The organism is Aequorivita vladivostokensis, from assembly GCF_000952855.1.
In the GTDB taxonomy this organism is placed as follows: domain Bacteria; phylum Bacteroidota; class Bacteroidia; order Flavobacteriales; family Flavobacteriaceae; genus Aequorivita; species Aequorivita vladivostokensis.
Genome location: NZ_JSVU01000008.1, coordinates 112,047 through 135,976, shown reverse-complemented (window position 1 = coordinate 135,976; position 23,930 = coordinate 112,047). Strand labels below are relative to the sequence as shown.

Annotated in this window: 22 protein-coding genes and 2 tRNA genes; 7 read left to right on the top strand and 17 right to left on the bottom strand. The window is 42.2% G+C overall.

All coding sequences use genetic code 11. From position 1 onward, the window contains the following. Positions 1 to 106 precede the first annotated feature (106 nt). Positions 107 to 1,141 (top strand): AI-2E family transporter, encoded by a 1,035-nt coding sequence (locus MB09_RS12450; protein WP_045081240.1) that lies wholly within the window; start codon positions 107 to 109, stop codon positions 1,139 to 1,141. A 75-nt stretch (positions 1,142 to 1,216) separates the two neighbouring features. Here the strand turns inward: MB09_RS12450 and MB09_RS12445 are convergent, their stop codons facing one another. The 13 genes from MB09_RS12445 to MB09_RS12390 form a co-directional block, all read right to left on the bottom strand. Beyond that, on the bottom strand, positions 1,217 to 4,222 hold the full coding sequence (locus MB09_RS12445) for an aminotransferase class III-fold pyridoxal phosphate-dependent enzyme (protein ID WP_045081239.1): 3,006 nt from the start codon (positions 4,220 to 4,222) through the stop codon (positions 1,217 to 1,219). Between the two features lie 297 nt (positions 4,223 to 4,519). Further along, entirely contained in the window at positions 4,520 to 5,620 is a 1,101-nt protein-coding gene (locus tag MB09_RS12440) for a DUF4407 domain-containing protein (protein WP_045081238.1), read from the bottom strand. A gap of 144 nt (positions 5,621 to 5,764) precedes the next feature. Then, complete coding sequence (locus tag MB09_RS12435) at positions 5,765 to 8,098, bottom strand: T9SS type B sorting domain-containing protein (RefSeq protein WP_052671383.1); 2,334 nt, start codon at positions 8,096 to 8,098, stop codon at positions 5,765 to 5,767. Positions 8,099 to 8,176: 78 nt separating this feature from the next. Then, positions 8,177 to 8,551 (bottom strand): helix-turn-helix domain-containing protein, encoded by a 375-nt coding sequence (locus MB09_RS12430; RefSeq protein ID WP_045081237.1) that lies wholly within the window; start codon positions 8,549 to 8,551, stop codon positions 8,177 to 8,179. A gap of 349 nt (positions 8,552 to 8,900) precedes the next feature. Next, positions 8,901 to 9,956, bottom strand: coding sequence for a T9SS type A sorting domain-containing protein (locus MB09_RS15595; RefSeq protein WP_052671382.1), 1,056 nt, complete (start codon positions 9,954 to 9,956; stop codon positions 8,901 to 8,903). 56 nt (positions 9,957 to 10,012) lie between these two features. Continuing rightward, complete coding sequence (locus MB09_RS16215) at positions 10,013 to 10,156, bottom strand: hypothetical protein (protein ID WP_165586707.1); 144 nt, start codon at positions 10,154 to 10,156, stop codon at positions 10,013 to 10,015. Positions 10,157 to 10,239: 83 nt separating this feature from the next. Continuing rightward, complete coding sequence (locus MB09_RS12420) at positions 10,240 to 10,842, bottom strand: hypothetical protein (protein WP_131459918.1); 603 nt, start codon at positions 10,840 to 10,842, stop codon at positions 10,240 to 10,242. A 161-nt stretch (positions 10,843 to 11,003) separates the two neighbouring features. Beyond that, positions 11,004 to 11,432, bottom strand: a complete 429-nt coding sequence (locus MB09_RS12415) for a hypothetical protein (RefSeq protein WP_045081235.1) — start codon at positions 11,430 to 11,432, stop codon at positions 11,004 to 11,006. Positions 11,433 to 11,679: 247 nt separating this feature from the next. Beyond that, positions 11,680 to 12,405: a hypothetical protein gene (locus tag MB09_RS12410; RefSeq protein WP_045081234.1), complete on the bottom strand. Its 726-nt coding sequence runs from the start codon at positions 12,403 to 12,405 to the stop codon at positions 11,680 to 11,682. Positions 12,406 to 12,678: 273 nt separating this feature from the next. Continuing rightward, positions 12,679 to 13,071, bottom strand: a complete 393-nt coding sequence (locus tag MB09_RS12405; RefSeq protein ID WP_045081233.1) for a hypothetical protein — start codon at positions 13,069 to 13,071, stop codon at positions 12,679 to 12,681. Positions 13,072 to 13,323: 252 nt separating this feature from the next. Next, the gene (locus tag MB09_RS12400; RefSeq protein WP_045081232.1) at positions 13,324 to 14,913 is read right to left on the bottom strand and encodes a T9SS type A sorting domain-containing protein; all 1,590 of its coding nucleotides are present in this window, start codon (positions 14,911 to 14,913) and stop codon (positions 13,324 to 13,326) included. A gap of 266 nt (positions 14,914 to 15,179) precedes the next feature. Next, positions 15,180 to 16,202, bottom strand: a complete 1,023-nt coding sequence (gene galE, locus MB09_RS12395) for a UDP-glucose 4-epimerase GalE (RefSeq protein WP_045081231.1) — start codon at positions 16,200 to 16,202, stop codon at positions 15,180 to 15,182. A gap of 35 nt (positions 16,203 to 16,237) precedes the next feature. Then, positions 16,238 to 17,395: a DegT/DnrJ/EryC1/StrS family aminotransferase gene (locus tag MB09_RS12390; RefSeq protein ID WP_045081230.1), complete on the bottom strand. Its 1,158-nt coding sequence runs from the start codon at positions 17,393 to 17,395 to the stop codon at positions 16,238 to 16,240. A 182-nt stretch (positions 17,396 to 17,577) separates the two neighbouring features. Between MB09_RS12390 and MB09_RS12385 the strand changes: the two genes are divergently transcribed. The 4 genes from MB09_RS12385 (at position 17,578) to MB09_RS12370 (ending at position 19,765) form a co-directional block, all read left to right on the top strand. Further along, entirely contained in the window at positions 17,578 to 18,810 is a 1,233-nt protein-coding gene (locus MB09_RS12385) for a 3-deoxy-D-manno-octulosonic acid transferase (protein ID WP_045081229.1), read from the top strand. A gap of 154 nt (positions 18,811 to 18,964) precedes the next feature. Next, positions 18,965 to 19,186, top strand: a complete 222-nt coding sequence (locus MB09_RS12380; protein WP_045081228.1) for a hypothetical protein — start codon at positions 18,965 to 18,967, stop codon at positions 19,184 to 19,186. 30 nt (positions 19,187 to 19,216) lie between these two features. Further along, a complete protein-coding gene (locus MB09_RS12375) occupies positions 19,217 to 19,468 on the top strand; it encodes a hypothetical protein (RefSeq protein ID WP_045081227.1) in 252 nt (83 codons plus the stop codon). Positions 19,469 to 19,513: 45 nt separating this feature from the next. Then, entirely contained in the window at positions 19,514 to 19,765 is a 252-nt protein-coding gene (locus MB09_RS12370) for a hypothetical protein (RefSeq protein ID WP_045081226.1), read from the top strand. A 37-nt stretch (positions 19,766 to 19,802) separates the two neighbouring features. Here the strand turns inward: MB09_RS12370 and MB09_RS12365 are convergent, their stop codons facing one another. Then, positions 19,803 to 20,585: a LexA family transcriptional regulator gene (locus tag MB09_RS12365; RefSeq protein WP_045081225.1), complete on the bottom strand. Its 783-nt coding sequence runs from the start codon at positions 20,583 to 20,585 to the stop codon at positions 19,803 to 19,805. Positions 20,586 to 20,688: 103 nt separating this feature from the next. On the opposite strand from MB09_RS12365, the gene MB09_RS12360 reads away from it, so the two are divergent. Together MB09_RS12360 and MB09_RS12355 are read left to right on the top strand one after the other, a co-directional pair. Then, complete coding sequence (locus tag MB09_RS12360) at positions 20,689 to 21,972, top strand: putative DNA modification/repair radical SAM protein (RefSeq protein ID WP_045081290.1); 1,284 nt, start codon at positions 20,689 to 20,691, stop codon at positions 21,970 to 21,972. Then, complete coding sequence (locus MB09_RS12355; RefSeq protein ID WP_045081224.1) at positions 21,969 to 22,736, top strand: TIGR03915 family putative DNA repair protein; 768 nt, start codon at positions 21,969 to 21,971, stop codon at positions 22,734 to 22,736. The genes MB09_RS12360 and MB09_RS12355 overlap by 4 nt, the downstream gene beginning before the upstream one ends. A gap of 467 nt (positions 22,737 to 23,203) precedes the next feature. On the opposite strand, the gene MB09_RS12345 is transcribed toward MB09_RS12355, so the two are convergent. The 3 genes from MB09_RS12345 to MB09_RS12335 all read right to left on the bottom strand — a co-directional run bounded on the left by MB09_RS12345 (position 23,204) and on the right by MB09_RS12335 (position 23,899). Then, positions 23,204 to 23,497 (bottom strand): GIY-YIG nuclease family protein, encoded by a 294-nt coding sequence (locus MB09_RS12345; RefSeq protein ID WP_045081222.1) that lies wholly within the window; start codon positions 23,495 to 23,497, stop codon positions 23,204 to 23,206. A 131-nt stretch (positions 23,498 to 23,628) separates the two neighbouring features. Then, positions 23,629 to 23,712 (bottom strand) — tRNA-Leu (locus MB09_RS12340). Between the two features lie 114 nt (positions 23,713 to 23,826). Further along, a tRNA-Gly gene (locus tag MB09_RS12335) sits at positions 23,827 to 23,899 on the bottom strand. Positions 23,900 to 23,930 lie beyond the last annotated feature (31 nt).

The following is a 23,930-nucleotide window of genomic DNA, read 5'->3' as shown; positions in this document are numbered from 1 at the left end:
TATTTTTAAAGTGAATTGTTTAAAATAGCTCGCAATCAAATCATTTTTAAAAATTTCAGCTAACTTTACTTCAACACAAACCCGCGTTAAACCAAAACTGAATCTCTTGAGCACTTCCAAAATAGAAATTTCCGGCACGTATCTTATAAAAACGTTTCTCATTGTGGGCGGTATTTTAACGATACTGTACATCGGCTCGGGACTGCTGATGCCTTTGCTGGTAGCGGCCATAATCGCTATTTTATTGGACAAGCCCACCGAACAACTAAAGCAATGGGGCCTCCCCAATTGGCTGGCAATCTCCCTTTCCGTTTTGTTGATGGTCATAATTTTCAGCCTTCTTACGTGGCTTATAAGTTCACAGATAAATACAATGGCCAACGATTGGCCTACCATTAAGGAAAAGGCAACAGAAAAACTCAATACTCTTTCTGAATGGGCAAACCAAACTCTAAATTGGGACTATAAAGATTACTTTGAGAACAACAAAAGGTTGGTGCAAAAGGCCGAGAGTTTTGGCAGTGCCTTCCTTTCGTCGGTAATGAATTTATTGTCGCAGTCGCTTATCATTTTTGTGTATATCATTCTCTTGTTGATGCAGCGGAATATGTTTATCAAATTCTTTAAAAAGCTGGTTTCAAATGCCTCGGCGATGGGTGTGGTTTTAAGCGATTCAAAAAAAATCATCAATAATTATCTCTTGGGAAAAGGGAAGATTATGGTTTTTCTTTTCGGGATTTATTACCTCGGATTTACCTTGGGATCGGTGCCTTACGCGCTATTTTTGGCGGTGTTTGCAACGCTTTTTTCCATTATTCCCTATGTGGGAAACATTATCGGGGGCGGCATTGCCGTTATCCTTTCCTATCTGTATGCCGGCACTACGCCCGCACTTATTGTGATTGGCGTAATTTCCGCAGCGCAATTGGTAGAGAACTATATTTTAACGCCGTGGATTATTGGCGATGAAATTGAATTAAACCCTTTCGTTACGGTGTTCGGCGTTATTCTATTCTCCGTGCTTTGGGGCATGGTGGGCGCCATTATTGCCCTTCCGCTCATAGGGGTTTTAAAGGTCATTTTCCAGCATACCAAAGGAATGGAGCCGTATGCCTTTTTGATAAAAAAGAAAGACTCGTAAAACCTTTGCGTTCTCCGCGCCTCTGCGGTGATAATTTACCGTAAAGTCGCAGAGTTCGCAAAGGGCTAGTTGAAATTAAAAAGAAGGAACCATAAAATCCTCCCCAAAAACGGTATGTAATCTGTAAAGAAGTTCCTCCGCATCCTCTTTGCTAAAAACCATCGGCGGTTTTATTTTTAGAACGTTGTGGTCCGGGCCGTCAATGCTCATTAAAATACCGAGCTGTTTCATTCTGTTTGCCAAATAGGAAGCGTGTTCGGGCAACGGATTTTTATTGGAATCGTTCAGTTCAAACCCCAAAAACAATCCTTCGCCGCGTACGTCGCCAATGATTGGGAATTGCTTTTGAAGCTTTTTCAATTCAGCAATTAAGAAACCTCCAACTTCCAAAGCATTTTGCTGCAGGTTTTCTTCTTCAATAACCTCCAAAACCATGCGGCCGATGGCACAGGAAACGGGATTGCCGCCAAAAGTGTTGAAATACTCCATTCCGGTATTGAATTTTTCCGCCACTTCTTTAGTGCAAGCAACTACAGCCAACGGATGCCCGTTCCCTGCGGGTTTGCCCATCGTTACAATATCTGGCTGTACGTCGTAAAGTTGAAAGGCCCAAAAAGTTTTTCCCATTCTGCCAAAACCTGTTTGTACTTCATCGGCAATGCAGATGCCGCCGGCCTCGCGAATGTGTTTATAAATTTCCTTGAAATAGTTTTTCGGGGGAACAATCTGTCCGCCACAACTAATCATAGTTTCTCCAATAAACCCTGCGATTTCTTTTCCTTCTGCTTTTAGATTTTGAATGATTTCCGCGGCGTGATTGGTATAATCAATCCCGCAATTTTCTCCCGAATATTTTCCTCGGAAAGAATCGGGAAGCGGGAGAATGTGTGTGTTTTCGGGTTTTGGAAAACCGCCCTTGCCTTCAAATTTATAGGAACTTACGTCCATCACTGCATTCGTATTTCCGTGATAGCCCACTTCAATCGCCAAAATATCCTTGTTGCCCGTTACGGTTTTTGCCATTCGCAGGGCGAGTTCGTTTGCCTCGCTGCCAGAATTTACAATGTGGATTACGGACAAATGCGGCGGCAGTTTTTTCAGCAATGCTTCGGCATAGGCGATAATTTCTTCGTGCAGATAGCGCGTATTCGTATTCAAAACCGCCATTTGCCGTTGTCCGGCAGCAACCACTTTTGGGTGCTGGTGGCCTACGTGGTTTACATTGTTTACGGTGTCGAGATATTTTCGGCCTTCAATATCAATTAAATAAACTCCTTCGCCGCGCACGATGTGCAACGGTTTTTCATAGGAAAGACTCAAGCCTTTTCCGAGGTGTTCTTTTCTGAAATTGATTATGTTTTCATCAGAAATTTTATCTTCGAAAGTTTCCAATTCCTCTTCAAAAATAAAATTTGGGTTCGGGCAGATGCTTTTCCAAACGTCAACTTTTGAGGGCAGAGCCACGCCATTGAAGTTTTCATTGTTTCCCAATAAATCCAGGATAAGCTGAAAGTGAAGGTGCGGCGCCCAATTGCCGTTTTCATTTGGGGCGCCTATATAAGCGATGAGGTCCCCCTGCTTAACCGTTTGACCGATCGTTAGAATTTCAAGGGAAGAAAGCGTTAAGTGGCCATAGAGTGAAAAGAATTTTTCCCCTTCAAAAACGTGTTCCAAAATGAGCATCGGGCCGTAATCCTTATCGTAATTGTTATGGTGGATTATTTTTACAACACCCTCGAAGGGAGCGTGAACGGGAGTTTCGGCGGGCACCCAAAAATCAGTTCCCAAATGGACGGTACGGTATTGTGAGCCGTTGTTGCCCTCGCTTTTAAATGCTGCGGTGGTGTAAAAGGGACGTGTTTCCAAGTATCCATTGAGCAAAATGGTTTGTGGGTGGTGCTTTTGAAATTGCTTTAATTTGAATTTGGAAAGCTCGGGGTCGTTGTATTCCGAAAGATTGCCGAGAAGCGTGCTGCCCACGCTCATATCGAGATTTACAACCTTTTGCGAAGCAATTGTCGGGAACATTGTTTTTAAAGAAATTTGATTGTTCTTTGCCCAAGTTTCAAACTTTTTTTCCAAGGGATGCGCCGGATATCCACAGGTATTTCGAAAGGAATAATAGGCAAAGTTTTCATTCACTTGAAACCACTTTTCCAATAAATCCCACGCAGGTTTTTCGCTTATTACGAAATATTCCTCATCAGGAAATTCCTCTTTTTTAAGGGAGGCGCTCGTAACGGTGGTAACGAGGCGCATTCCGACCAAAGTATATAAACATTGCAGTTCGTTTTCCGATAGTTTGTAGTGTTTGTTATACCCGTTTACAACTTCCAAAGCTGCTGTAAGCGGGTCCGGAAGGTTCATGGCGGCATAGGCCAGAACTATGGCGAGGTCGTTGACGGTCTGGGTAAAAACTGCGTCGCCAAAGTCAATTATTCCGGTTACTTTCGGGTTTCGCAGATCGTCGGAGACCAAAATGTTGTAATCGTTTACATCGGCGTGGACGATACTTTTGGGAAGGGTTTTATAATTGTTTTTAATTTCTTCAAAACGATTTTGAAAGTATTGGACAATCTCTTTTTCTTTCCCCGAAAACCGATTTATATATTTTAAAGTCCAAGCTGAGTTTGCCAAATCCCAGTCCAGCTTTCTGTGGGCGGCGGGATGTTTAAAATCCTGCAAAGCGTTTGTCAAACTTCCGGAGGCTTTGCCCAAACTGTTTCGCAAAGATTCGGTTTTGGGGTTGACGATTGCCCATAGCCTACCGGGAAGCCAGCTCAATATTCTTGCGGTCCTGTTTTTTTCAAGGGTAGTCAGTGGGTTTCCTGCTTTATTTGGGACAACTTCGGAAAGGGAAACATCCAGTTTTTTATCCGAAAGATGTTTCAGGATTTGTACTTGAAAATCTTGTTGCTCGCCATCTTCTTCGGAAGAAATTTTTAGAATAAATTTTTCCCCGGAAGTTGTTTTCAGTAAAAAGTTTTCATCAATATAGCCATCCAGTTTTGAAGCTTCGGCTGAAATGTTATAATGTTCTTTGGCGATTTTCGAGGCTTGCTCGGGAGTGGTTTTGGACATAATATACCGGAAAAATATAATTTCAAAATTACTGAATGTTGGGCTAAAGCCCTTCCCAAAATTCCATATTAATTGTTCCCCCAGATGAATCTGGGGGCAATTAGGGGTAAATCTGGAGTAATTACGGAAATGGTATATTGAAAATGGGTTTAAACCTGTACCCCCTCCGTCATTTCATTTTGCTTTATGGCAAAATGAAATGCCACCTCCCCCTATCAGGGGAGGAGCCATTAAATTAATTATAATAGCGCAGTTTTGAGCCTAAAGAAAAGTTCCCCCTTCGGGAGTTAGGGGGCTTTACAGCACGCTTTTCTGTTTTTTATAGAAGGCATCGGCCTGCATTTGCATCAGCTCTCTTGCCTTTTTTCGTTTGTAATCGTAAAGTTCCTGCTCCTCGGCTATGTCTGCGTACACTCTATTGTTTATATCGCGGTCTGTTGTTACGAGTATATCGCGTTGTGTTTTCTGTTGGACAACCCAGGACTTTAATGCGCTTTCCTGTTCTTCCAACTTTAAATCATAAGCGCCTTTCGGGGAAAGGAGTTTTGCCAAAATGGGAGATGTTTCTATTGCGAGGAAGAGCAAAAAGATAAATAGCGAAGGCAACAGCGGAAGTTTGTTCAATGCATTTACGCGTGCCATCAAACCATCGAAACCGTCGATTATAGGTTGGGTGTCTGCGACCTTAGTTTGGTATTCGGTGGCGAGGGTTGCTATTTGTGCCTCCGCAGCGGCTATTTTTTCGGCATTTGTTTTCTTTAATTCTGCCAAAGCTGCAAGTTCGGTGTCGTGTTTTTCGCGTTTTTCTTTGTAAACTGGGCCTTTGCCCAATTTTTGCGTGCCCGCAGTGCCTTCAGCTTCTGAAATGTAGGTGTTATAAAGGGCGTTTACTTCGGTTTCCTTATCGGTTATTTCCTTTTTTAGACCTGCAATTTCCGCTTCCAAAGCATTCACGGAAGGTGTATATTGAAGTGCCAATTGGTCTTTGTTGGCAAGGGTCATCTCATTCTTCTCGGTGAGCAAAACTTGGTTGATTTCCTTTTCAAAAATCTTCATTTCCAAGGGTTTTGAGATCACGATGGCGATGATTATTGCCAAGGCAATTCGCGGGGAGGCCTGAATTAATTCATCAAAGAAGTTGTTTCGCTTTTTGATGGTGGAAACGATGAACCTATCTAAATTGAAAATTAACAATCCCCAAATTATTCCGAAGAAAATAGCGGAAAAGTAATTGTCGAAAACTGTGTAAAGCGCATAGGCGGCGGCAATGGTGGCCATAACGGCGGTAAAGAATACGGTGGCGCCAATGCCGGCATATTTGGTGCGTTCGCCGGGCGAACATTCGTCAAGGATGGCGGTATCTGCGCCGGAGCAGAAGATGAAAAAGCGTTGTAGCATAAATTTTTTTGGATTGATGAGACTATATAACGCAATTTGGTTCAGATTGTTACATTTTCAATATTCAATGTTCAATTATGAATGTTCGATGTTCAATATTTAGGAGACGTATTTTTTGGGTGGGGATTTTGATTTGTAATTCTTTTATCGTTTTAGGGTGAAGTGGCCGCGATAGGTGCTGCCGTTCTTGAAGATAGCCTTGAACCAGTAATCTGAGGAGGGCATTTGCTTGCCGTTATAGGTGCCGTTCCAACCGCTAGTGTTTTTGTTGAGAATGTATAGCAGTTTGCTGAAACGGTCATAGATTTCGATTCTTTGTAATTGGGGAGTGTCGGGGTTTTGTCCGGCAATTTGCCAGGTGTCGTGGTAGCCGTCGTTGTTTGGAGTGAAGAAGTTTGGGAAACCCAATACATATACCGTAATGGTGGTGGTGCCGCAACCGTTTTTGTCCTTTACCATTAGTACATGTTCGCCGGGAGTGAGGTTTTCAAAGACCGGGCTTTGCTGAAAGGGGCCGTGGTCTATGGAATAAATGTAATTTCCCACACCTTGTACGAGAACATTGAGGATAGGATTTTCATTGCTGCCCGTAAGCTCGTAGCTAACTTGGGCCCTTTCGGAAGGGAGGACGGTAAAAGTGCGGGTGCTGGTGCAGGAATATGCATCGCCGTTTATGGTTTTGCGGCGGGTGACCGTTAGGGTATAGCTGCCAGGCTCATTTACTTCAATGGAGCGGGTGGTTTCGCCTGTGGACCAAAGAAAGGTGGAATCTGTGATGGCACCTATTAAACCGGAGTCTATTGTAATGGTATCTGGGTAGGTGTTAAGGCAATAGGTGTAGGTTTCCTCGCCTTCAAACTCTGGGGTATTGATTACGCTGAGGTTGATTTTGGCAGTGCCGAGACAACCAAGGTCGCCACTGATGCGGGCGTGGATGGTTTGGATATTTGCCTGGGTATTGGTGAAGGGAATTGGCAGCAGATTGGTTTGTGAAATGGCTTCTTCGTATGAAAGATGGTAGGTTATTTCGGTATTATTTCCGAAGAGGACTTGCAATTCGGCGGTGGTTGCGGACAGATTGAAACTGGCGAAACCGGGGGTGCCTAGCGCGGAGCAATTCACCAAAAAGAAATCTGAAACGGTGTTTGTTGTGGTTTTTAGGGTAACTTCTGCCACGCCGATACAGCCGTAATCGGAAACTACACGGGCATAGACTATTTCATTTGGCTGGGTGTTAGTGTATCTTTCGGGGTTTCGTATTGGAGCAATGTTATTTTGGGCTTCATTAAAACTGCGGTGGAAGGAATATACGCGGAGTAACGGGTCTCCATTGATGATGTTTTCTTCCGCATCAAAAAGGTTGAAGGTCGCTAGGCCGTTGGCGTTTGGTTCGCACTGGTATAGGTCGGTATTTTGGACGGTTACGGGGCCTGTGTACTCAATCAACACTTGGTCTGTGGCGATGCAGTTGTTGCCGTAGTCTATTTCAACTTTATAGGTGCCGGGCGTGGTGACGGTAAGCTGGGCAGAGGTTTCACCGGGGATTATGATATCGTTTTTATACCATTTGTAGCCGAGCGGAGTGGTGCCCTGGGGCGTGGCATCGAGGAGGTAGGTTTCGTTTTCGCAAAGGGGATTGTTTGTTACGAAGCTGCGGTCTGGCCCGAGGTTGGCGGCGATGTTGAAACTGCCGCCTTCCAGAAATACTGCTGAGTCGTAGCGATAATTGGCCTCGTCTGCGATTACAAGTTTTATGTGATAGGCTTGATTAACGGTTACGGGGGTTTCTGCAACGAGAATCTTTGTTTGTCCGTTGAAATTTATCGGCACGTTTGGGCCGTTCCAGCCTTCAAAATAGGTTTCGTTTATGGGCGGGCAGGCGCCGGGGATGCCGGAATGGACAGTGGTGACGAGTACGGGGGTGTTTGTGCCGGGAACGAGGGCAATGTTTGTGTAATTTCCGCCGAGGGGCTTGATTAAAAAGGCGAAGGCATCGCTATAAATGCAGGTGTTGGGGTCGCCTTCCTGATATTCCTCAGAAGCGAAGAGGTAGCGGAACTGGATATTGTCGGCATTAGAAACAAAATCGAACTCTATTATCGTTGCGTTGGTGGTGTTTGTGATGTTTAGGGCGGCTTCCAGGTCTGGGTCGCCGTTCCAGCCGGGGGCATCGTCGTCGCTGAGGGTTGTGTTGGGGCCGGGAACGTTGTTTAGCTTGCCGGTGCTCATTACAATACCTTTTTGGAAGGGGAAATTGCTGCCGTTTGCGCTAAAATAGCCAAAACTTTTGTCGCCATCGGGGAAGTTGCCGCTTGTGGTGGAGGTAATCTGTACATTGCTGATACAGCCGCTGTCTATAAGGACGTCCTCAACGAGTTGTTGGGGGGTGTAGGTGGTGGCATCTACCTGAATGTTTTGTGCGGGGACGAGCTGGATGCAGCACAAAACGAACCACAGAAAAAAAATATACTTATTCAAAGGGTGCTCCTTACTTTTTTATAGCGGGTGCAAAGTTATGGTTTCTGAAGGCTGGTTTCAAGTTTCTTGCATAAAAGTTTACTCATTTTTGATGGGGGCGGATGGGCTGGTTTTTTGGCTCTTGATGAGTTTTTTGATTTCAATGAGCTCTTGGTAGCTTAGGTGGCTTATGGTTTGCTTGAGGGAAGCTTCTTCGGGGTCGCGGATGAGTTTTTTTAGGGGGTGGGTGTCCGGTAAAGTGTCTTTCTTTTCCGGAGTATAGGTAAATAGGTCGCTTGGTTCGCAGACCAGGGTTTTACATAGTATCTCTATGTGGTCTAAACGGATGGCTCGGGGCTTATTGTACATTAATGATTTGGCAGTACCGGGACTGATGCCGTTTTTTACGAGAAAGCTGTAGCCTTTGGTAATGCCGCGCGTTTTAAAAACTTGGTGGAGGTTAAGGGTTATCATATTCTTTGTTTTTTATGGAAGACTTATTAGGAGTTGTTTTGCTAATATATTGCATAAAATGTGAAAAATGATAAAGGAAGTGCGAAGAAATTCTTATAAAGTGCGAAAAAGATTGATTGAAAGAAAAAATATATTCCTGTTAGTATTATTTGTTGTGTATTAAATGATAAAATTTATTTATAAAATGCGAAATTTTATGTGGTAAGTGCGAAAAATGATTGCGGAAGGGGGAATGGAGGTGGGTTTAGGATTGGGAAGGTTTGTATCTAACTTGCAAGCTTGTACCGGCGGAGGAAGGTGGAATGCTTGCTTGAGGTTTTGGGTTGTAGGTTAATGCTGCCAGTTGCTCTTATTTTTTTAGGATTTTAATGACGGTGGTATCGTCAAGAATTAAAATGTACATGCCTTTGAGCAGGGGCTTTAGGTTTAACTCTTCACCATCTGCAACTAGGCCTTGTTTTAAAATGGATCCGAACGTATTGTATATTCTGTAATTGACGGGCATTTTTAATCCAGTGATTTTTACATAATCTGGGGTGGGATTGGGGTAGGTTATGATATTTTCTATATTAAATTCTTCCGTGGAAAGGGGAGGTAGGCCGAAACTGCTTATTTTAAAATCTTCGGCTATATAGAGCACATCTTCATAGATTTCCAATCCTCTTGTGGGATTGTATAAACCGGAAACTACGGTCTGCCTCACTGGATTTGAATCTCTTATATCAATTTTTGAGATTCTATCTTCGTATATGCGCTGGCCCGCTTCTGCTATATATAATTCGTTTCTTCTATGTTCCAAACCTACGGGTAAGGAGAGATTTGTAATAACATCAATGGGTGCTGGATTGGGGCTTGTTAAATTTATTTTTGATATTTTATTTTGAATATAGGTGGCTATATATAATTCATCCCCTATCAATTCCAAGGCTATGGGCGTTTCAAAATTGGTAATTACTTCAACAATGGGTGGGTTTGGGATGTTGGGATTTATTTTGACAATTCTATCCAGGCCAAACTGTGCTATGTACAATTCATTGCCGTAGAACGCTATGTCATGGGCGGTTACGAAATTTTCGAGTATTACCGTTGGTGTGGGATTGGGATCGGTAAGTTCTATCTTGGATATGCTGTTTTGCCCATTTAGTTGGCTAAAATATAATTCTGTACCTTTTATTGCCAAGCCGGCTACCACGGGTATGCCATTTATAACTACTTCGGGCTGTGGATTGGGTATTGATAGGTCCACTTTTATTATTCTGCCGGCATTGGTTTCTGCAATGTAGAGTATGTTATCATGCAGTAGTATATCTGTGGGTTGATGGAGACCGGTCAAAAAATCTGTTGCCTGGGCGTAGCTGTTCAGGTTGATAAGTAGCAGAACGGCAAAGAGATAGAGGTGTTTCATTTTATGGGAAGATTGTAATATTGTGCTTCGATTTGATAGTCGTGGAGTGTGATTTACTAGCTTTTTTTAGCCCCGCCTTTTGAGGTAGAGGCGGCTTTTGAACTTCCGCTTGATTTGCTTGGGGAGTTGTTTGCTCTTCCTTTTCCTGATGGATTGCCTGTGGTGCTTGGGGCATTTTTAAGGCCGCTCGATTTTGCCATGGTTTCTTAGGTTTTGGTTACTGTTTCTTTTTGATTGTTTTGTGAAGGGGATGGGGATGGCCTCTTTTGAAGTCATTACACCATCAGTTAATAATATTTAGGGATTCAATTACATTATAATTTCTATATTCTCCTAAATTGGGATCATAGAATTCATATATGGAATATTCTATTTCAACTTTTTTCTTCTTATAACTATTAAATTCATTTTGTATGTCCTTATTACTGTTGATAAAGTTTAGCCAGTAAAATTTGGATGTTTTGCCGTCATCTGAGGTCACGGAAAAGGCAATGAAGTCGTTTTTATCTATTGCTTTAATGACTCCTTGAATCTTTTGATAGGAATCATCGTCCTCGTCGTATTTGTCTATATTGGAGGCGATACGCTGTATTTGCTCTGGACAGGAGGTGATCATTTCCAGAGCTATTAATCTTCCGAGCCTTTCTCCCTCTACATCTATATTGTCCATATTTATGCCGTGATCGCGCAGCAATTCCTCCTTATATATATTTGCTTCTTGAATCATACAGAGGCCTATCCTAATACTACTGAGCTCCTCGGTATTGGGTATTTCAGCTAAACATTGACAGGAATTTTCTACAATTTTGGACATATAGTCCTCTTGCGAATGGGCGAGGTGTGCATTAAAGAGGATGATTGAGAATAGTATAAGGATTTTTTTCATGGTTTATTTTAATTGCTATTTATAATGTTTTTTGGGGTCTTTGTCCTGGGGGTGAGAGGTTTTTATGTCTGGGTTTTTGGGTTTTGGTGTTTGTTGTTATTGTTTTTTGTAGAATGGATTGGGGGGTTTTTATAGGACACGTTGTTGGCAGTAGGCTTTTTTTATTCGGTTATACGTTTCATTACTAATCTATCGTTAGTCAATTCCAAAATTTTATAGGATTGAACAATTTCACTTCCTCCTGAAATTTGACTTTCCATATTCGTTTGCAAAATTCCAGTTTCCCTGTCAAAATACCATTCGCCTTTTCTGGGAATTCGCCTCAAGTCATTTCCACATCTTAATGATTTTATTTTGTGACGAGATATAACTTTTCCGTCAGCTTTAAATTCCATTATTAATCCGACGTAATCTTTTTCAGTCCTGTGTGATTTTGCGTAGGTTAATTTTGCGCTTCTAAATTCCGTAATGTTTTTCCAAGTTCCGTTTAGGTGATTGATGTTAAATTCTGTGGATGCTTGATTCTGTCCAAAACTTATTCCATAAATCAGAGTCAAAATAAATGTCAAATTAAGAATTCTTATTTTCATTTCAGATTTCGTTTTTTAGCTTACTGCCAACATGTATATATACGCAATAATTACGTATATACCTATTATAAATAATATAGGATAATCATCAAATATAAAGGAAACAATTTATTCGCTATGATTAAAATCTTATGTACGGTTTTCCTCATTTTTATCACTTTTTTTATTTTTTTTGAGCGGTTTAAAAAACCACCTCCTCCAAAAATGAGAAATGGAGGAGGGGTTCTTTTTTGGGGTACGACCCAGGTTATTTTACGGGTTTTGAGAACTTTAACCTAACAAGGGCCTTATAATAGGGCTCGCCGGCCAAACCTAGGGAGCGTACATAGGCTTTTATGTTTTTTATTAGTGCCAGTACGTTTGGGGTGCCGTAATAGAGGCTGTTGTTGCGGGCGGCCCGGGCGGTGATAAGACCATCGCCGCTTACGTGTACGCGCTCGTTGAGGGTTTCTAGCGCTTCGGTATAGCTGCGTAGGGTTGGTAGCTTTATTTCGTCTTCATTTGGGGCGTACTCGCTGAACTGCTCCAGTTGGGCTATAAGGGTATTGAAGTTTGCCACCTTATTGTCAAAACTCTGGCGGCTGGTGGAGATGTGATTTTCCTCTTCTTCATTGGGGGGTGGAGTGGTCTTCTTTTTGCTGTCGCCCCGGATGAGTTTTACCTGGGCGGCAATGTTTTGCTTTTCGTTTTCTGGCACGTCCAGCGAGTGGAAGTACTGGTTGATCTTGGTGGCTTTTTTGTCCATGAGGGCTATGGCGTTTTTTCTGTCTGCCACATCTGCGCGATACTCTGCGAGGCTGGCATCTAGCTGGTCTATCTGGCCCGTGAGGGTGGTCCTGAGGGGTTCCAGATTGGTAAGCAGGATTTGTGTGTTTGTGGGATTGTAGAGCGATCCCATCTCTTCCAGAATGGTGTAGGCGGCCTTATAGTTTGCAACATTCTTGTTGTGGCCTACTTCAGATTTTGAACTCATGATAAATTTGGTTTAAGGGATTAATATGTCAAATTTATAATGGTGTTTTGAGAGTTTTTTACGGTTTCCCGTAAAGAGGGGAATTTTTTTTTGGTAGGTGGTAGGTGGTAGGTGGTGGTCTGTAGTCGGTAGTCGGTAGTCGGTAGTTGGTAGTCGGTAGTTGGTAGTTGGTAGTTGGTTGTCGGATTTTTTTTGGGGTGGGTTAAATTGAAAAACCCATTGCCTTTTATATGGGTGCAATGGGTTTTTTTATAAAAGGGGAGAACAGGATTTTTATATGGGCTTTGTTACCTCAAACTTAAGACCGCTATCGGTATCGGTAAAATAGGTTTTGCCTCCGGTCTGCGTTATTTTTAGTTCCATTTTTGAGCGGGTGGTGCTTATGGTCTGGGTGCTTGGGTTGTAGCTCCAGGTGGCGTTTTTATGGGTGGTGGTCTTGTATGTATAGTTTGCACCGCTTTGTTGCTTTTCCTTTATCTCAAAACTGTTGTCGGCGTAAAGATTGATTACTGCATCGGCCATGGCACTGGCCATTTTTGGGTTGCTGTTGGTGTTTTCAACGTTGCTAACAAGCCAAGTGCCCATAAGATCCTGCTGGGTTAGGGTTTGGCCTTGGGCCACTGTTGCAAAGAGGACTGTTGTTAAAATGATGAATGCTTTTTTCATAAGAGCTTATTTTAAAAATTGGAACCTTTTCGGTCTTAAAAATAGAAGAATAAACACTTTTCACAGATGGTAATTAGCCAACGGATGAGGATGATTTCTTGTGTATTCTTTTGTGAAGATAATGATTTTTAAACTTTTATATCTGAAAGTAAAAAGTAAAGTTGAAAAGGACAGGTTAGCGGGGAGGGCTATTAAAGCAAAAGCTCCTTTTTATGGGAGCTTTTGCAGTTTGGCCACGAGAAATGAAAAAAATTACTGTTTTGTTATTTTTATGGTGGTTCGTTTACCTTCTGAAGTTGTTACGGTGGCAAGGTAGAGGCCTGCTGCCCCGTTTATTTCCACGTCCAATAATTGTGCGTTTTTATAATGGGTAGTCGAAACTGCCTGCCCCAATAAGTTTGTGATATGAACGGTACTTTCTGCAAAGCTTTCGCCCAGATTGATGGTGAATTTTCCGGTTGTGGGATTGGGATAGGCGGTTAGGGAAACTCCGAAATTGTTTTGGGAAATTCCGAGGACTGCGGGGGTTGTCTTAAAAATCCAATAATCATCCAAGCCTCTGCTGTTTTCAGTTTTGTCGCCTGATATATTGCTGTCTGAGGAGCAGAACATTACAAAGTTACCGTCTGTGGTTGGGAGAATGTAAGAGCCGCTTTCGTCTGCGGAGCCACCAATGGAGTTTTGCGATACAATGCTGCCGTCTGTATTGAGCCGAAGCAACCAAAAATCATAGCCGCCGTTTGAATTTTCGGTTTTATCGCCACTTATATTGCTATTGCTCCAGCAGGCAAGCATAAAAGCGCCGTCTGCAAGTTGCTGAATATCTCTGGGATAGTCTATTCCGCTACCGCCTATGGTGTTTTGCCAGTCTAAATTTCCGCTGCCGTCGAGCTTTAGTATCCAGCCGTCATAGTCGCCTTGGGAGTTCTCGCTTTTATCTCCGGAAATATTCGATTTTGAATATCCGGCCACCAAAAAGCCGCCGTTATTCAATTGTATCATATCCCGTAGCACATCGCTGTCATTGCCTCCATAAGTACGGTTCCATTCTACCAGGCCGTTTTCATCCAGTTTTACTATCCAATAGTCATTACCGCCCCTGGTGTTTTCGGTTTTATCGCCAGAGATGGGAGAGTTTGAGAAACCTCCTATTATATAACCTCCATCAGAAGTTTGAAATGCTGCCTGGGGACGGTCTACCAAACTACCGCCGATGCTTTTTTGCCACACGATATTTCCACTGGCGTCGAGCTTTAATGCCCAAAAATCACGCTGTCCATTAGAGGGAACGGTCTTGTCGCCGTTTACGTCACTATCAGAATAGCCGCCCACAAAATAGCCGCCATCTGCGGTTTCCACTATATAGGTGTCAAATTCCGGCTGGTTGCCGCCGTAGGTTTTTTGCCAGGTGATGTTGCCGGAAGCATCCAGTTTTAGGATCCAATAATCCAAGCCGCCACGGGAGTTTTCGGTTTTGTCTCCTGAGATGTTCGAGTCTGAACCAGCGCCTACAATATAGCCGCCATCAGTTGTTTGTTGAAGTGAAATAAGAAAGTCGTCGCCGCTGCCCCCGATGGTGTTTTGCCATTGAATGTTGCCGGAGCCGTCAATTTTTACGATCCAAATATCGATGGCGCCGTTACTATTCTCAGTTTTTTCCCCGGAAATATTACTTGTGGAATAGCCGCCCAGGATGTAGCCGCCATCATTTGTAGTTTGAAATACTGTTGAAAAATCGGTGTCGCTACCGCCTATGGTTTTTTGCCAGATGATAGATGGGTCTTGGGCTTGTGCAGTGAATAGTGCCACTGCCAATGCGAAAATGGTAATTGTGGTTTTCATAATTTGATTAATTAAGGATTATGTAGGTGTATCGGGAAAGTGGTGAAATGTCATCGAAAAATGTTTTGGGGGTAATGGGTGATGGGTGAAGGGTGCTGGGTGAAGGGTGCTGGGTGCTGGGTGCTGGGTGCTGCACTACGGCTGCGCTCCGTGGGGCAGGTTTTGGAGGTTCACTTTGACTGCACTCAGTGTGGCAGGTGAATGGTGGGTTAGATTATCGTAACCGCTGATAGGTAAAAGGATAGTGAAACGTTATTGAGTAACAATTACTTAATTTTGCGTATTTTTTTCTCCCACTTCCAGGCGGATTTTAGGGCATCTTCCATGGTTTTTTCGGCTTTCCAGCCTAATTCCTTATTTGCTTTTTGGGTATCGGCATACACGGCGATTACATCGCCGGGGCGGCGATCCACAATTTTATAGTTCAGGTTTTCACCGGTAGTTTTTTCAAAGGAATTCACCACTTCCAAAACAGAACTTCCTCTGCCCGTTCCTAAATTGAAAACTTCATAATTTGACTGATTCTTCTTTGAAAGCAATCGCTGCAATGCGATAACGTGTGCCTTTGCCAAATCTACCACGTGTATGTAATCACGGATGCAACTGCCGTCTTCGGTAGGGTAATCATCGCCAAATACGGAAAGTTGCTCCCGAACTCCCGCAGCCGTTTGCGTAATGAACGGAACGAGGTTTTGGGGCACTCCCGCGGGAAGCTCGCCTATCTCTGCCGTTTCATGGGCTCCAATAGGGTTGAAATATCGCAGCGCAATTGATTTTAAGGCTGAAATGGAACACGTATCCTTCAATATTTCCTCACTTATTTGTTTGGTATTTCCATAAGGCGAAGTCGCTGATTTTACGGGTGCGTCTTCTGTAATGGGAAGCGAGTCGGGCTCGCCATAAACCGTACAGGACGAACTGAAGATGAAGTTTTCAATACCGTGGGCATTGCATTCCTGTAGCAGGTAAATTAAGGTGTTGAGGTTGTTTTCATAATAGAGCAACGGATTTTGCACACTTTCGCCCACTGCCTTACTGGCCGCGAAATGTATTATTCCCTCAATATCCTGGTTCCGTTTAAAAAAATCCGCAACATCGGCTTTTAGGCGCAAGTCGAGCCTTTCAAAGGCCGGAGGGGTTTTGGTTATGTTGGTAATGCCCTCTAAAACATCCAAGGAAGCGTTGGAAAGGTTATCAATTATTATAACCTGATAACCTGAATTCTGAAGTTCTACAACGGTGTGGGACCCTATATAGCCCAAGCCGCCTGTTACGAGTATTTTTTTCATTATCATGCCCGCGCAGGCGGGTATCTCTTTAATTATTATTTCTGAATAAAATCAATCACGGTTTTGGTAATATAATCTATCTGCTCGTCATCAAGCTCGGTGTGCATGGGCAGTGAAATTACCTCTTTCACCAACTGATTGGTAACCGCAAAATCTTCTTCCTTATAGCGCTCGTCTTTATACGCTTTTTGAAGGTGCAAGGGAATGGGATAATATACGCCACAAGGAATTCCCTTTTCGTTTAAGTGGTTTACCAAAGCATCCCGATCTGCATTTAAAATTTTTAAGGTGTATTGGTGAAAAACGTGGCAGTCGCAAACATCGCAAATGGTTTGGGTGTTGTCGCAAAAGCCCGTGGGCGTGACTATATTTGCTATTCCGGCGAAAGCTTCACTATACTTTCTGGCTGCATTTCGGCGCGCCGCATTGTATTCGTCCAAATGGTGCAATTTTGCCCGAAGCACCGCGGCTTGAATGGAATCCAGCCTGCTGTTTACCCCCACCACATCGTGATGGTAGCGAACGTACATTCCGTGGTTTACAATCCCGCGAATGATGTGTGCCAGATCATCGTCATTGGTAAATATGGCGCCGCCGTCTCCGTAGCAGCCTAAATTTTTCGAGGGAAAAAAGGAGGTTGAGGCTACGTGGCCAATGGTGCCCGTCTTTTGTTTTGTGCCGTCCGGCCAGGTATAATCAGCGCCAATTCCCTGGGCATTGTCCTCAATTACATACAGATCGTGTTCTTCGGCAATGGCCATAATTTCGTCCATATTTGCTGCAAGGCCAAAAAGATGCACGGGGACTATGGCTCTGGTTTTTGGGGTAATCGCTTTTTTTATGGCTTCTACATCTATATTGAAATTGATAGGATCCACATCTACCAACACTGGCGTTAACTGCAAAAGCGCAATAACCTCCACGGTGGCGGCAAAAGTGAAATCGGCCGTTATAACCTCGTCGCCCGGTTTTAGGCCAAGCCCCATCATTGCAATCTGCAGCGCATCGGTGCCGTTTGCACAGGGAATTACGTGTTTTACCCCCAAATATTCCTCAAGTTCCTTTTGAAATTCGTGGACCTCGGGGCCGTTCACAAAAGCGGTGGTTTCAATTACGTTCATAATGGAACTGTCCACGCGCTCCTTTATCTTTTCATATTGCCCTTTCAGGTCGACCATTTGTATTTTCTTCATAACATGCCCGCGCAGGCGGGTATCTTTTAAATTGAACTTTTAATTTCTCGAATGCGGTAAAATTACGAAAATGATATTTGATATGTAGGGATTCGTTAATTTGGAATTTGGTTTCGATAGTTATCGGGATTGAAATTACATATTTAGGATTTGATACTTGAAATTTGGTATTTTTACCACCTATGCACACAATCTATAATTTATCGATTCATTTGGCCTCCTTCGGTTTGCGGATTGTGGCGCTGTTCAACAAGAAAATGAAACTTTTTGTGAACGGCAGAAAGGACGTTTTTGAAATTCTTGAGCAAAAAATCTCTTCAGAAGATAAAACCATTTGGTTCCACTGTGCCTCGTTGGGGGAATTTGAACAAGGCGTTCCCATTATGGAAGCCATTAAAAAACAAAGGCCGGACCATAAAATAGTGGTCAGTTTTTTTTCGCCATCAGGTTTTGAGGTGAAAAAGAATACGCCTTTGGCAGACGTGGTGGTTTATTTGCCAATGGATATACGGGCCAACGCAAAAAAGTTTTTGGCGGCAGTTCATCCCACAATGGCGCTTTTCGTAAAATATGAATTTTGGCCAAACTATCTTTTCGAACTTCAAAAGAAGAACGTGCCCACCTATTTGGTTTCCGGCGTTTTTAGGAAGGATCAGATCTTTTTTAAGAGCTACGGCGGGTTTATGCGAAAGGCGCTACAAAGTTTCGATCACTTTTTTCTCCAAGATGAAAATTCTGAAGAACTTCTGAAAAACATCGGCTTCAGCAATGTAACTGTGAGCGGGGATACACGTTTTGACCGGGTCTCGCATCAAATTGAAATGGACAACACCCTGAAATTTGCCGAGGATTTTAAAGGAAATTCACTCTGTATTGTCTGTGGAAGTACGTGGCCGGAAGATGAAGTCGTACTCTTGAATTATATCAATGCTGCACCCGAAAATGTAAAATTCATCATTGCTCCCCATAAAATTGAAGCCGATAAAATTTCAGAATTCACTAAAAAAATCGTCAAAAAAACAGTGCTCCATTCCAATAAAGATGAAGTGAATATTTCAGATTATGACGTTTTAATCATCGACTGCATCGGGTTGCTGAGCAAACTTTACAGTTATGCGGATGTTGCCTATGTGGGCGGGGCAATGGGCAGCACCGGGCTCCACAATATTTTGGAACCCGCCACATTTGGCGTTCCCATCGTGATTGGAAAAAATTATGGTGAATTTCCCGAGGCCATCCGTCTGCGGGACTTGGCAGGTTTGTTCTCCATTAAGAATGCTTCGGAATGCTCGGAAACTTTAAATAAACTAGTGGAAAACAAAGATTTCAGAACCAAAACAGGAATGATTTCGGGACATTTTGTGAACAAAAACACAGGGGCCACGGCGAAAATAATGCGGCATATCGCTCAATAAAAAATCATTTTTAAACATTTTATTGGGAAAATTGCATCAATTTTTGAATCGAAATATCCGAATTAATACACTTTTCACAATTTTTAGTATTTAATTATACATTTGAGAAATTTAAAAAGCTAGCTTTGTTTTAACAATTAAAAACAATCTAATTATGAAAAGACTATTTATTGCCCTTGCCATCATTCCATTAGCCTTCGGTTCTTGCCGCGAGCAAAAGACTGAAACCAGGGAAGTAATTCGAGAGGTAGAAGTAGAAGTGGAACCTGAAACACGGGAAAATGAGGGCATACTAGAAAGGGCCGCAAAGGAAGTGGACAAAGAAGTAAACGAGGAAATCGATAAGAAAATTGAGGACATTGGAAACGATGATTAATTCCAAATTACAACCTTAAAACCTTAAATTATGAAAAAATCCATTTTAATTCTAGCACTTATGTTCACATTCGGTACTAGTTTTATTTCGTGTCGTGAAAACAAGAAAGCTGATGATATTGAAGATGTTGCAGACGATGTGAATGACGCTGCTGACGACGTGGAAGATGAAGTGAAGGATATGACAGATGACGACTCTACCGATCCTGTGGAAAATACAATACAGGAAGGAGTCAACGAAATTAAGGAAAACACCGGTACTGGTGGAACCGATGATATTTAAATCAAATTAAACTAAACACCCTAATTAATTTTAAAATCAACAATTATGAAAAAAGTAGCATTATTTACCTTGAGCGCGGCCTTTATAGCTGCAAGTTTTATTTCTTGCCGAGAAAATAAGGAAGAAGTAACAGAAGAAGAAGCCATCATCCAGGAAATGCAGGCTGATGGAGCCGACGTGAAGATTAAAGAAGACGGCGGCGACACCAAAATAAAAATGGAAACAGATGAAAAGGAGGTGAAGATTAAAAAGGACGAGGATGGCGATACCAAAATAAAAATTGACGAGAACAATTAAGTTCCCCCCGCATTTAAAACTAAAAAACCGACTTATATCAGTCGGTTTTTTTTTGGCTCATCCCCTTCATTTGGGCCTTTAGTTCTTCCATAGATTGTTGTAGCTGTCTTAACAAATTACTTTCCGAAGGTTCATCGAGACCAAAACTCAATTTGCTATTTACCAACCAGAGCTCCTGAATATCCCTAACTTTTACATCTATGGGCAAATATTCATCATTTAGGCTAATGAGCCGGATGCTCTGGGGGTTATTCGGTATTTTTTGAAGTTTTTTTACCAGGACGGAATCCCTAAGAACAACGATGTAAATCTTGCTATCGGCAGCTTCGTGTATGCTGGGCACGGCACGGCCCAAAACCCATTCATTCGGTTTTATGCTGGGTAACATACTGTCTCCCTCAACCTGAAACCCGCGATAGGATGCATTTCTATATTCAGGCAATGGAATATTGAACGCCGGCAAGGTTTGATACCAGCCTGTATCGTGAATATTGTTCGGGTAACCCGCCGCCGCCTTTTGATTTACCAACAGAATACTATCATTCCCCGTATTATCCACGGTTATAACCTTGGGGCTCACATCGCCGCGGCTCGTATCAATATATTTTTCAAAACTTTTGCCGTAGAGCCAAAGCGGATTTATATTGAATTGGGCCATTAGCTCCATAATGATTTTTCCCGTTATTTTGGTCTTTCCCCTTTCTATATCGGCCGTAGTGGCTCCTATATCCAGTAGTTCGGCAAACGATTGCTGCGTATGCCGTAGCTCTTCCCTAAGTTTTTTAAAACGTTGAGCTTCTATGGTTAGTTGTGATTTCATACACAAATATAGAAATTATTGGAAAATATCCTATAAAAAATTTGGATTATATCCAATAGTTTTGGAATATTTCCCTATTTTTGGACATCCTCCAAATAATGCTATGGATTTTGAAAGAATAAATGAAAAGCTCAGCATCTTAGCAGATGCTGCCAAATATGATGTTTCCTGTTCCTCCAGCGGAAGCAAAAGAGAAAACAAGAATAAAGGCCTCGGCAATAGCAGCGGGATGGGTATCTGCCACAGTTATACTGAAGATGGAAGATGTGTTTCCCTTTTAAAAATATTGCTGACCAATCATTGCATTTTTGATTGTGCCTACTGCGTTACCCGCAAAAGCAACGATATAAAACGCGCTGCCTTTAAAGTACAGGAAGTAGTGGATCTCACCATTAATTTCTATAGACGAAATTATATAGAAGGCCTCTTTTTGAGCAGCGGCATCTTTAAAAATGCGGATTATACTATGGAACGCTTGATTGCAGTGGCAAAAAAACTTCGGGAGGAAGAAAATTTCAACGGCTATATCCATCTAAAATCAATTCCAGGGGCGAGCGATGAACTAATGCGGGAGGCCGGACTATACGCAGATCGGCTTTCGGTAAATATTGAAATTCCCACCGACAAAGGTCTAAAACTTTTGGCTCCGGAAAAAAATCGGAAAGATTTTATTAAACCGATGGAAAAGGTTAAAAATGAAATCATTCAATATAAGAATGAAAAAAAGCTTTTGAAAAAAGTTCCTATCTATGCGCCTGCAGGGCAGAGTACACAAATGATCGTGGGCGCCAGTGGCGAGAGCGATGCCGAAATTATGTACACATCGGCCTATTTTTACAAGTCGTTTAACCTTAAACGGGTCTATTATTCGGGTTATGTTCCTATCAGCTACGATACACGGCTGCCATCCATTGGCTCGGCCGTACCGCTACTGCGGGAAAATCGCCTTTATCAAACCGATTGGTTATTACGCTTTTATGGTTTTGACGTGCGCGAACTGCTGAATAAGGATTTTCCAAATCTAGAAGCAGACATAGATCCGAAATTAAGTTGGGCGTTGCGCAATCTAGACCAATTTCCAATAGATATAAATAGGGCAGATATGCGCATGCTGCTACGCGTTCCGGGCTTCGGAACCAAATCGGTACATAAAATTATGCAGGCGCGCAGGTATCGTAAATTAAATTGGGAAAATTTAAAATCCATCGGCGCTTCATTAAATAGGGCCAAATACTTTATAACCTGCAATTCCCGGATTTTTGAAGGAAAGGATAGAACACCGGCGCAGTTGAAGGGACTAATTTTGAATGAGTCAAACAGTAAATTCAGAAAAGAATTAAGCACTCAGTTAAATTTATTTGATGTTCCAAATAATCTTTCGGCTTGAAAACCACCCTAATCTATGACGGCAGTTTCGAGGGGTTTCTTTCCTCGGTTTTCCATGTATATGAATACAATCTGGACGATGTTTCAATTATCAAGAAAGAGAACGCGCTTGTAAGTTTATTTGGAACAGAGAAAGTGATTGACTCAGATTCACACAGGGCCAAACGCGTTTGGAACGGGCTGTCAAAGAAAATTTCAACTTCTGGAAAACGAAAACTCTACAAAGCTTTCCTCAGTGAAATTTTAGGTATTGAAGACTCCATGCTCCATTACATAAGATACGCCCTTTCTTCTTCGGAGAATGTTGAAAGGGATTTCAGTAACCGTCATATACTCGAAATTGAAAAAACCGTCAAAAAAGTGAATCGTGAAAAACATAGAATGGATGCCTTTGTGCGCTTCCGACTCACCACAGATGGAATATATTTTGCCACCATAGCTCCAGATTTTAATGTGCTTCCTCTAAATGCAACTCATTTTAAAAAAAGATACGCGGACCAAAACTGGTTGATTTATGATCTGAAAAGAAAGTATGGCATTTATTACGACCTAAAAAATGTGAAGACAGTGCAGTTGGAAATTTCCGAGGCAATAAATACCCAGAAGGAGGCACCAAACTTCTTTACCTTGGAAGAAATACAATTTCAGAAACTTTGGGGCAATTACTTTAAGAATAGCAATATAGCTTCCAGAAAAAACATGCGGTTGCATATAAAACACATTCCAAAAAGGTATTGGAAATATTTAACCGAAAAAAACTTTTGAATTAAATTTTTAATTACTTTTGCGCACTATTAATCACTAATCTATTTCAACAATGAAAAAAGTATTTTTATCACTTGCCGCTCTTGCACTAGTATTCTCAGTTTACTCTTGCAGAGAGACTACCGTAAAAGTTGACGACACTGCAGAAACTACAACTAACGATGTAGAAGAAGCTATGGAGAACACAGGAGATGCTATCGAAGAAGCTGCTGAGGACACTGGCGATGCTATCGAGAACGCTGCTGAGGAAACCGAAGATGCTGTAGAAGACGCTACTGACGGTCAATAAGCAACAAATTTTGCTAAATAAACAAGAAGCCCTTTCAATTTTGAGAGGGCTTTTTTTATTGCTCGAGATTTGAAAGTATTTTAAAGGAAAAAGACGTAAACTACTGGGGTATCCAAAATAAAAAATCCCCAATGTCTATTAACAAAGGGGATTCCGTACTCGAGGCGGGTCCCGATAGCTATCGGGATGAACCCGCACCATATTTTTCGATAAGTGACGCCACCATCTCAGGATACTTTTTCAAGTTCTCAATATATCTTCGGCTTTTCATGGATTTGATATGCTTTTCTATTTTCCGTACCTGCTTATAGCCCAAACCATTTATTGCTAAATATAAAATCCAGTCCGATGCCTTTCTTGTATAGGAATCGAAATAGGTTTTGTCCAAATGCCTTTGAAAACGTTCCGTGAAATCTAAACAGCTGCCAGTATAATAGCCATCGACCGATTTTGAATATAGGTTGAAAACCATTTTTCAGCCATACAAATTTCAAAATTTATAGGTGAACTTATAGTTGGATTTTCGCTTTTTGGTTCCTTTTCCATATTTTGAAAAAGGCGTTTTAAAAAAGAAACCCCTGAAAATACAGGGGTTTCGCGGTGTACTCGAGGCGGGACTTGAACCCGCACGACCAAATGGTCACAGGATTTTAAGTCCGGCGTGTCTACCAATTCCACCACTCGAGCATTTCGGCTGCGCTCCTTGCAGGTTTAATTTCAGCCTGCAAAAGCCTCGGATAGATTGTTTATTACAATCTGGACTTAACAAAAAATGCCGAATTGCATCGGCATTCAAGGTTGAGCGAAAAACGGGATTCGAACCCGCGACCTCCACCTTGGCAAGGTGGCGCTCTACCAACTGAGCTATTTTCGCAGAAATATTATTCTGTGGCGCTTACCATCCC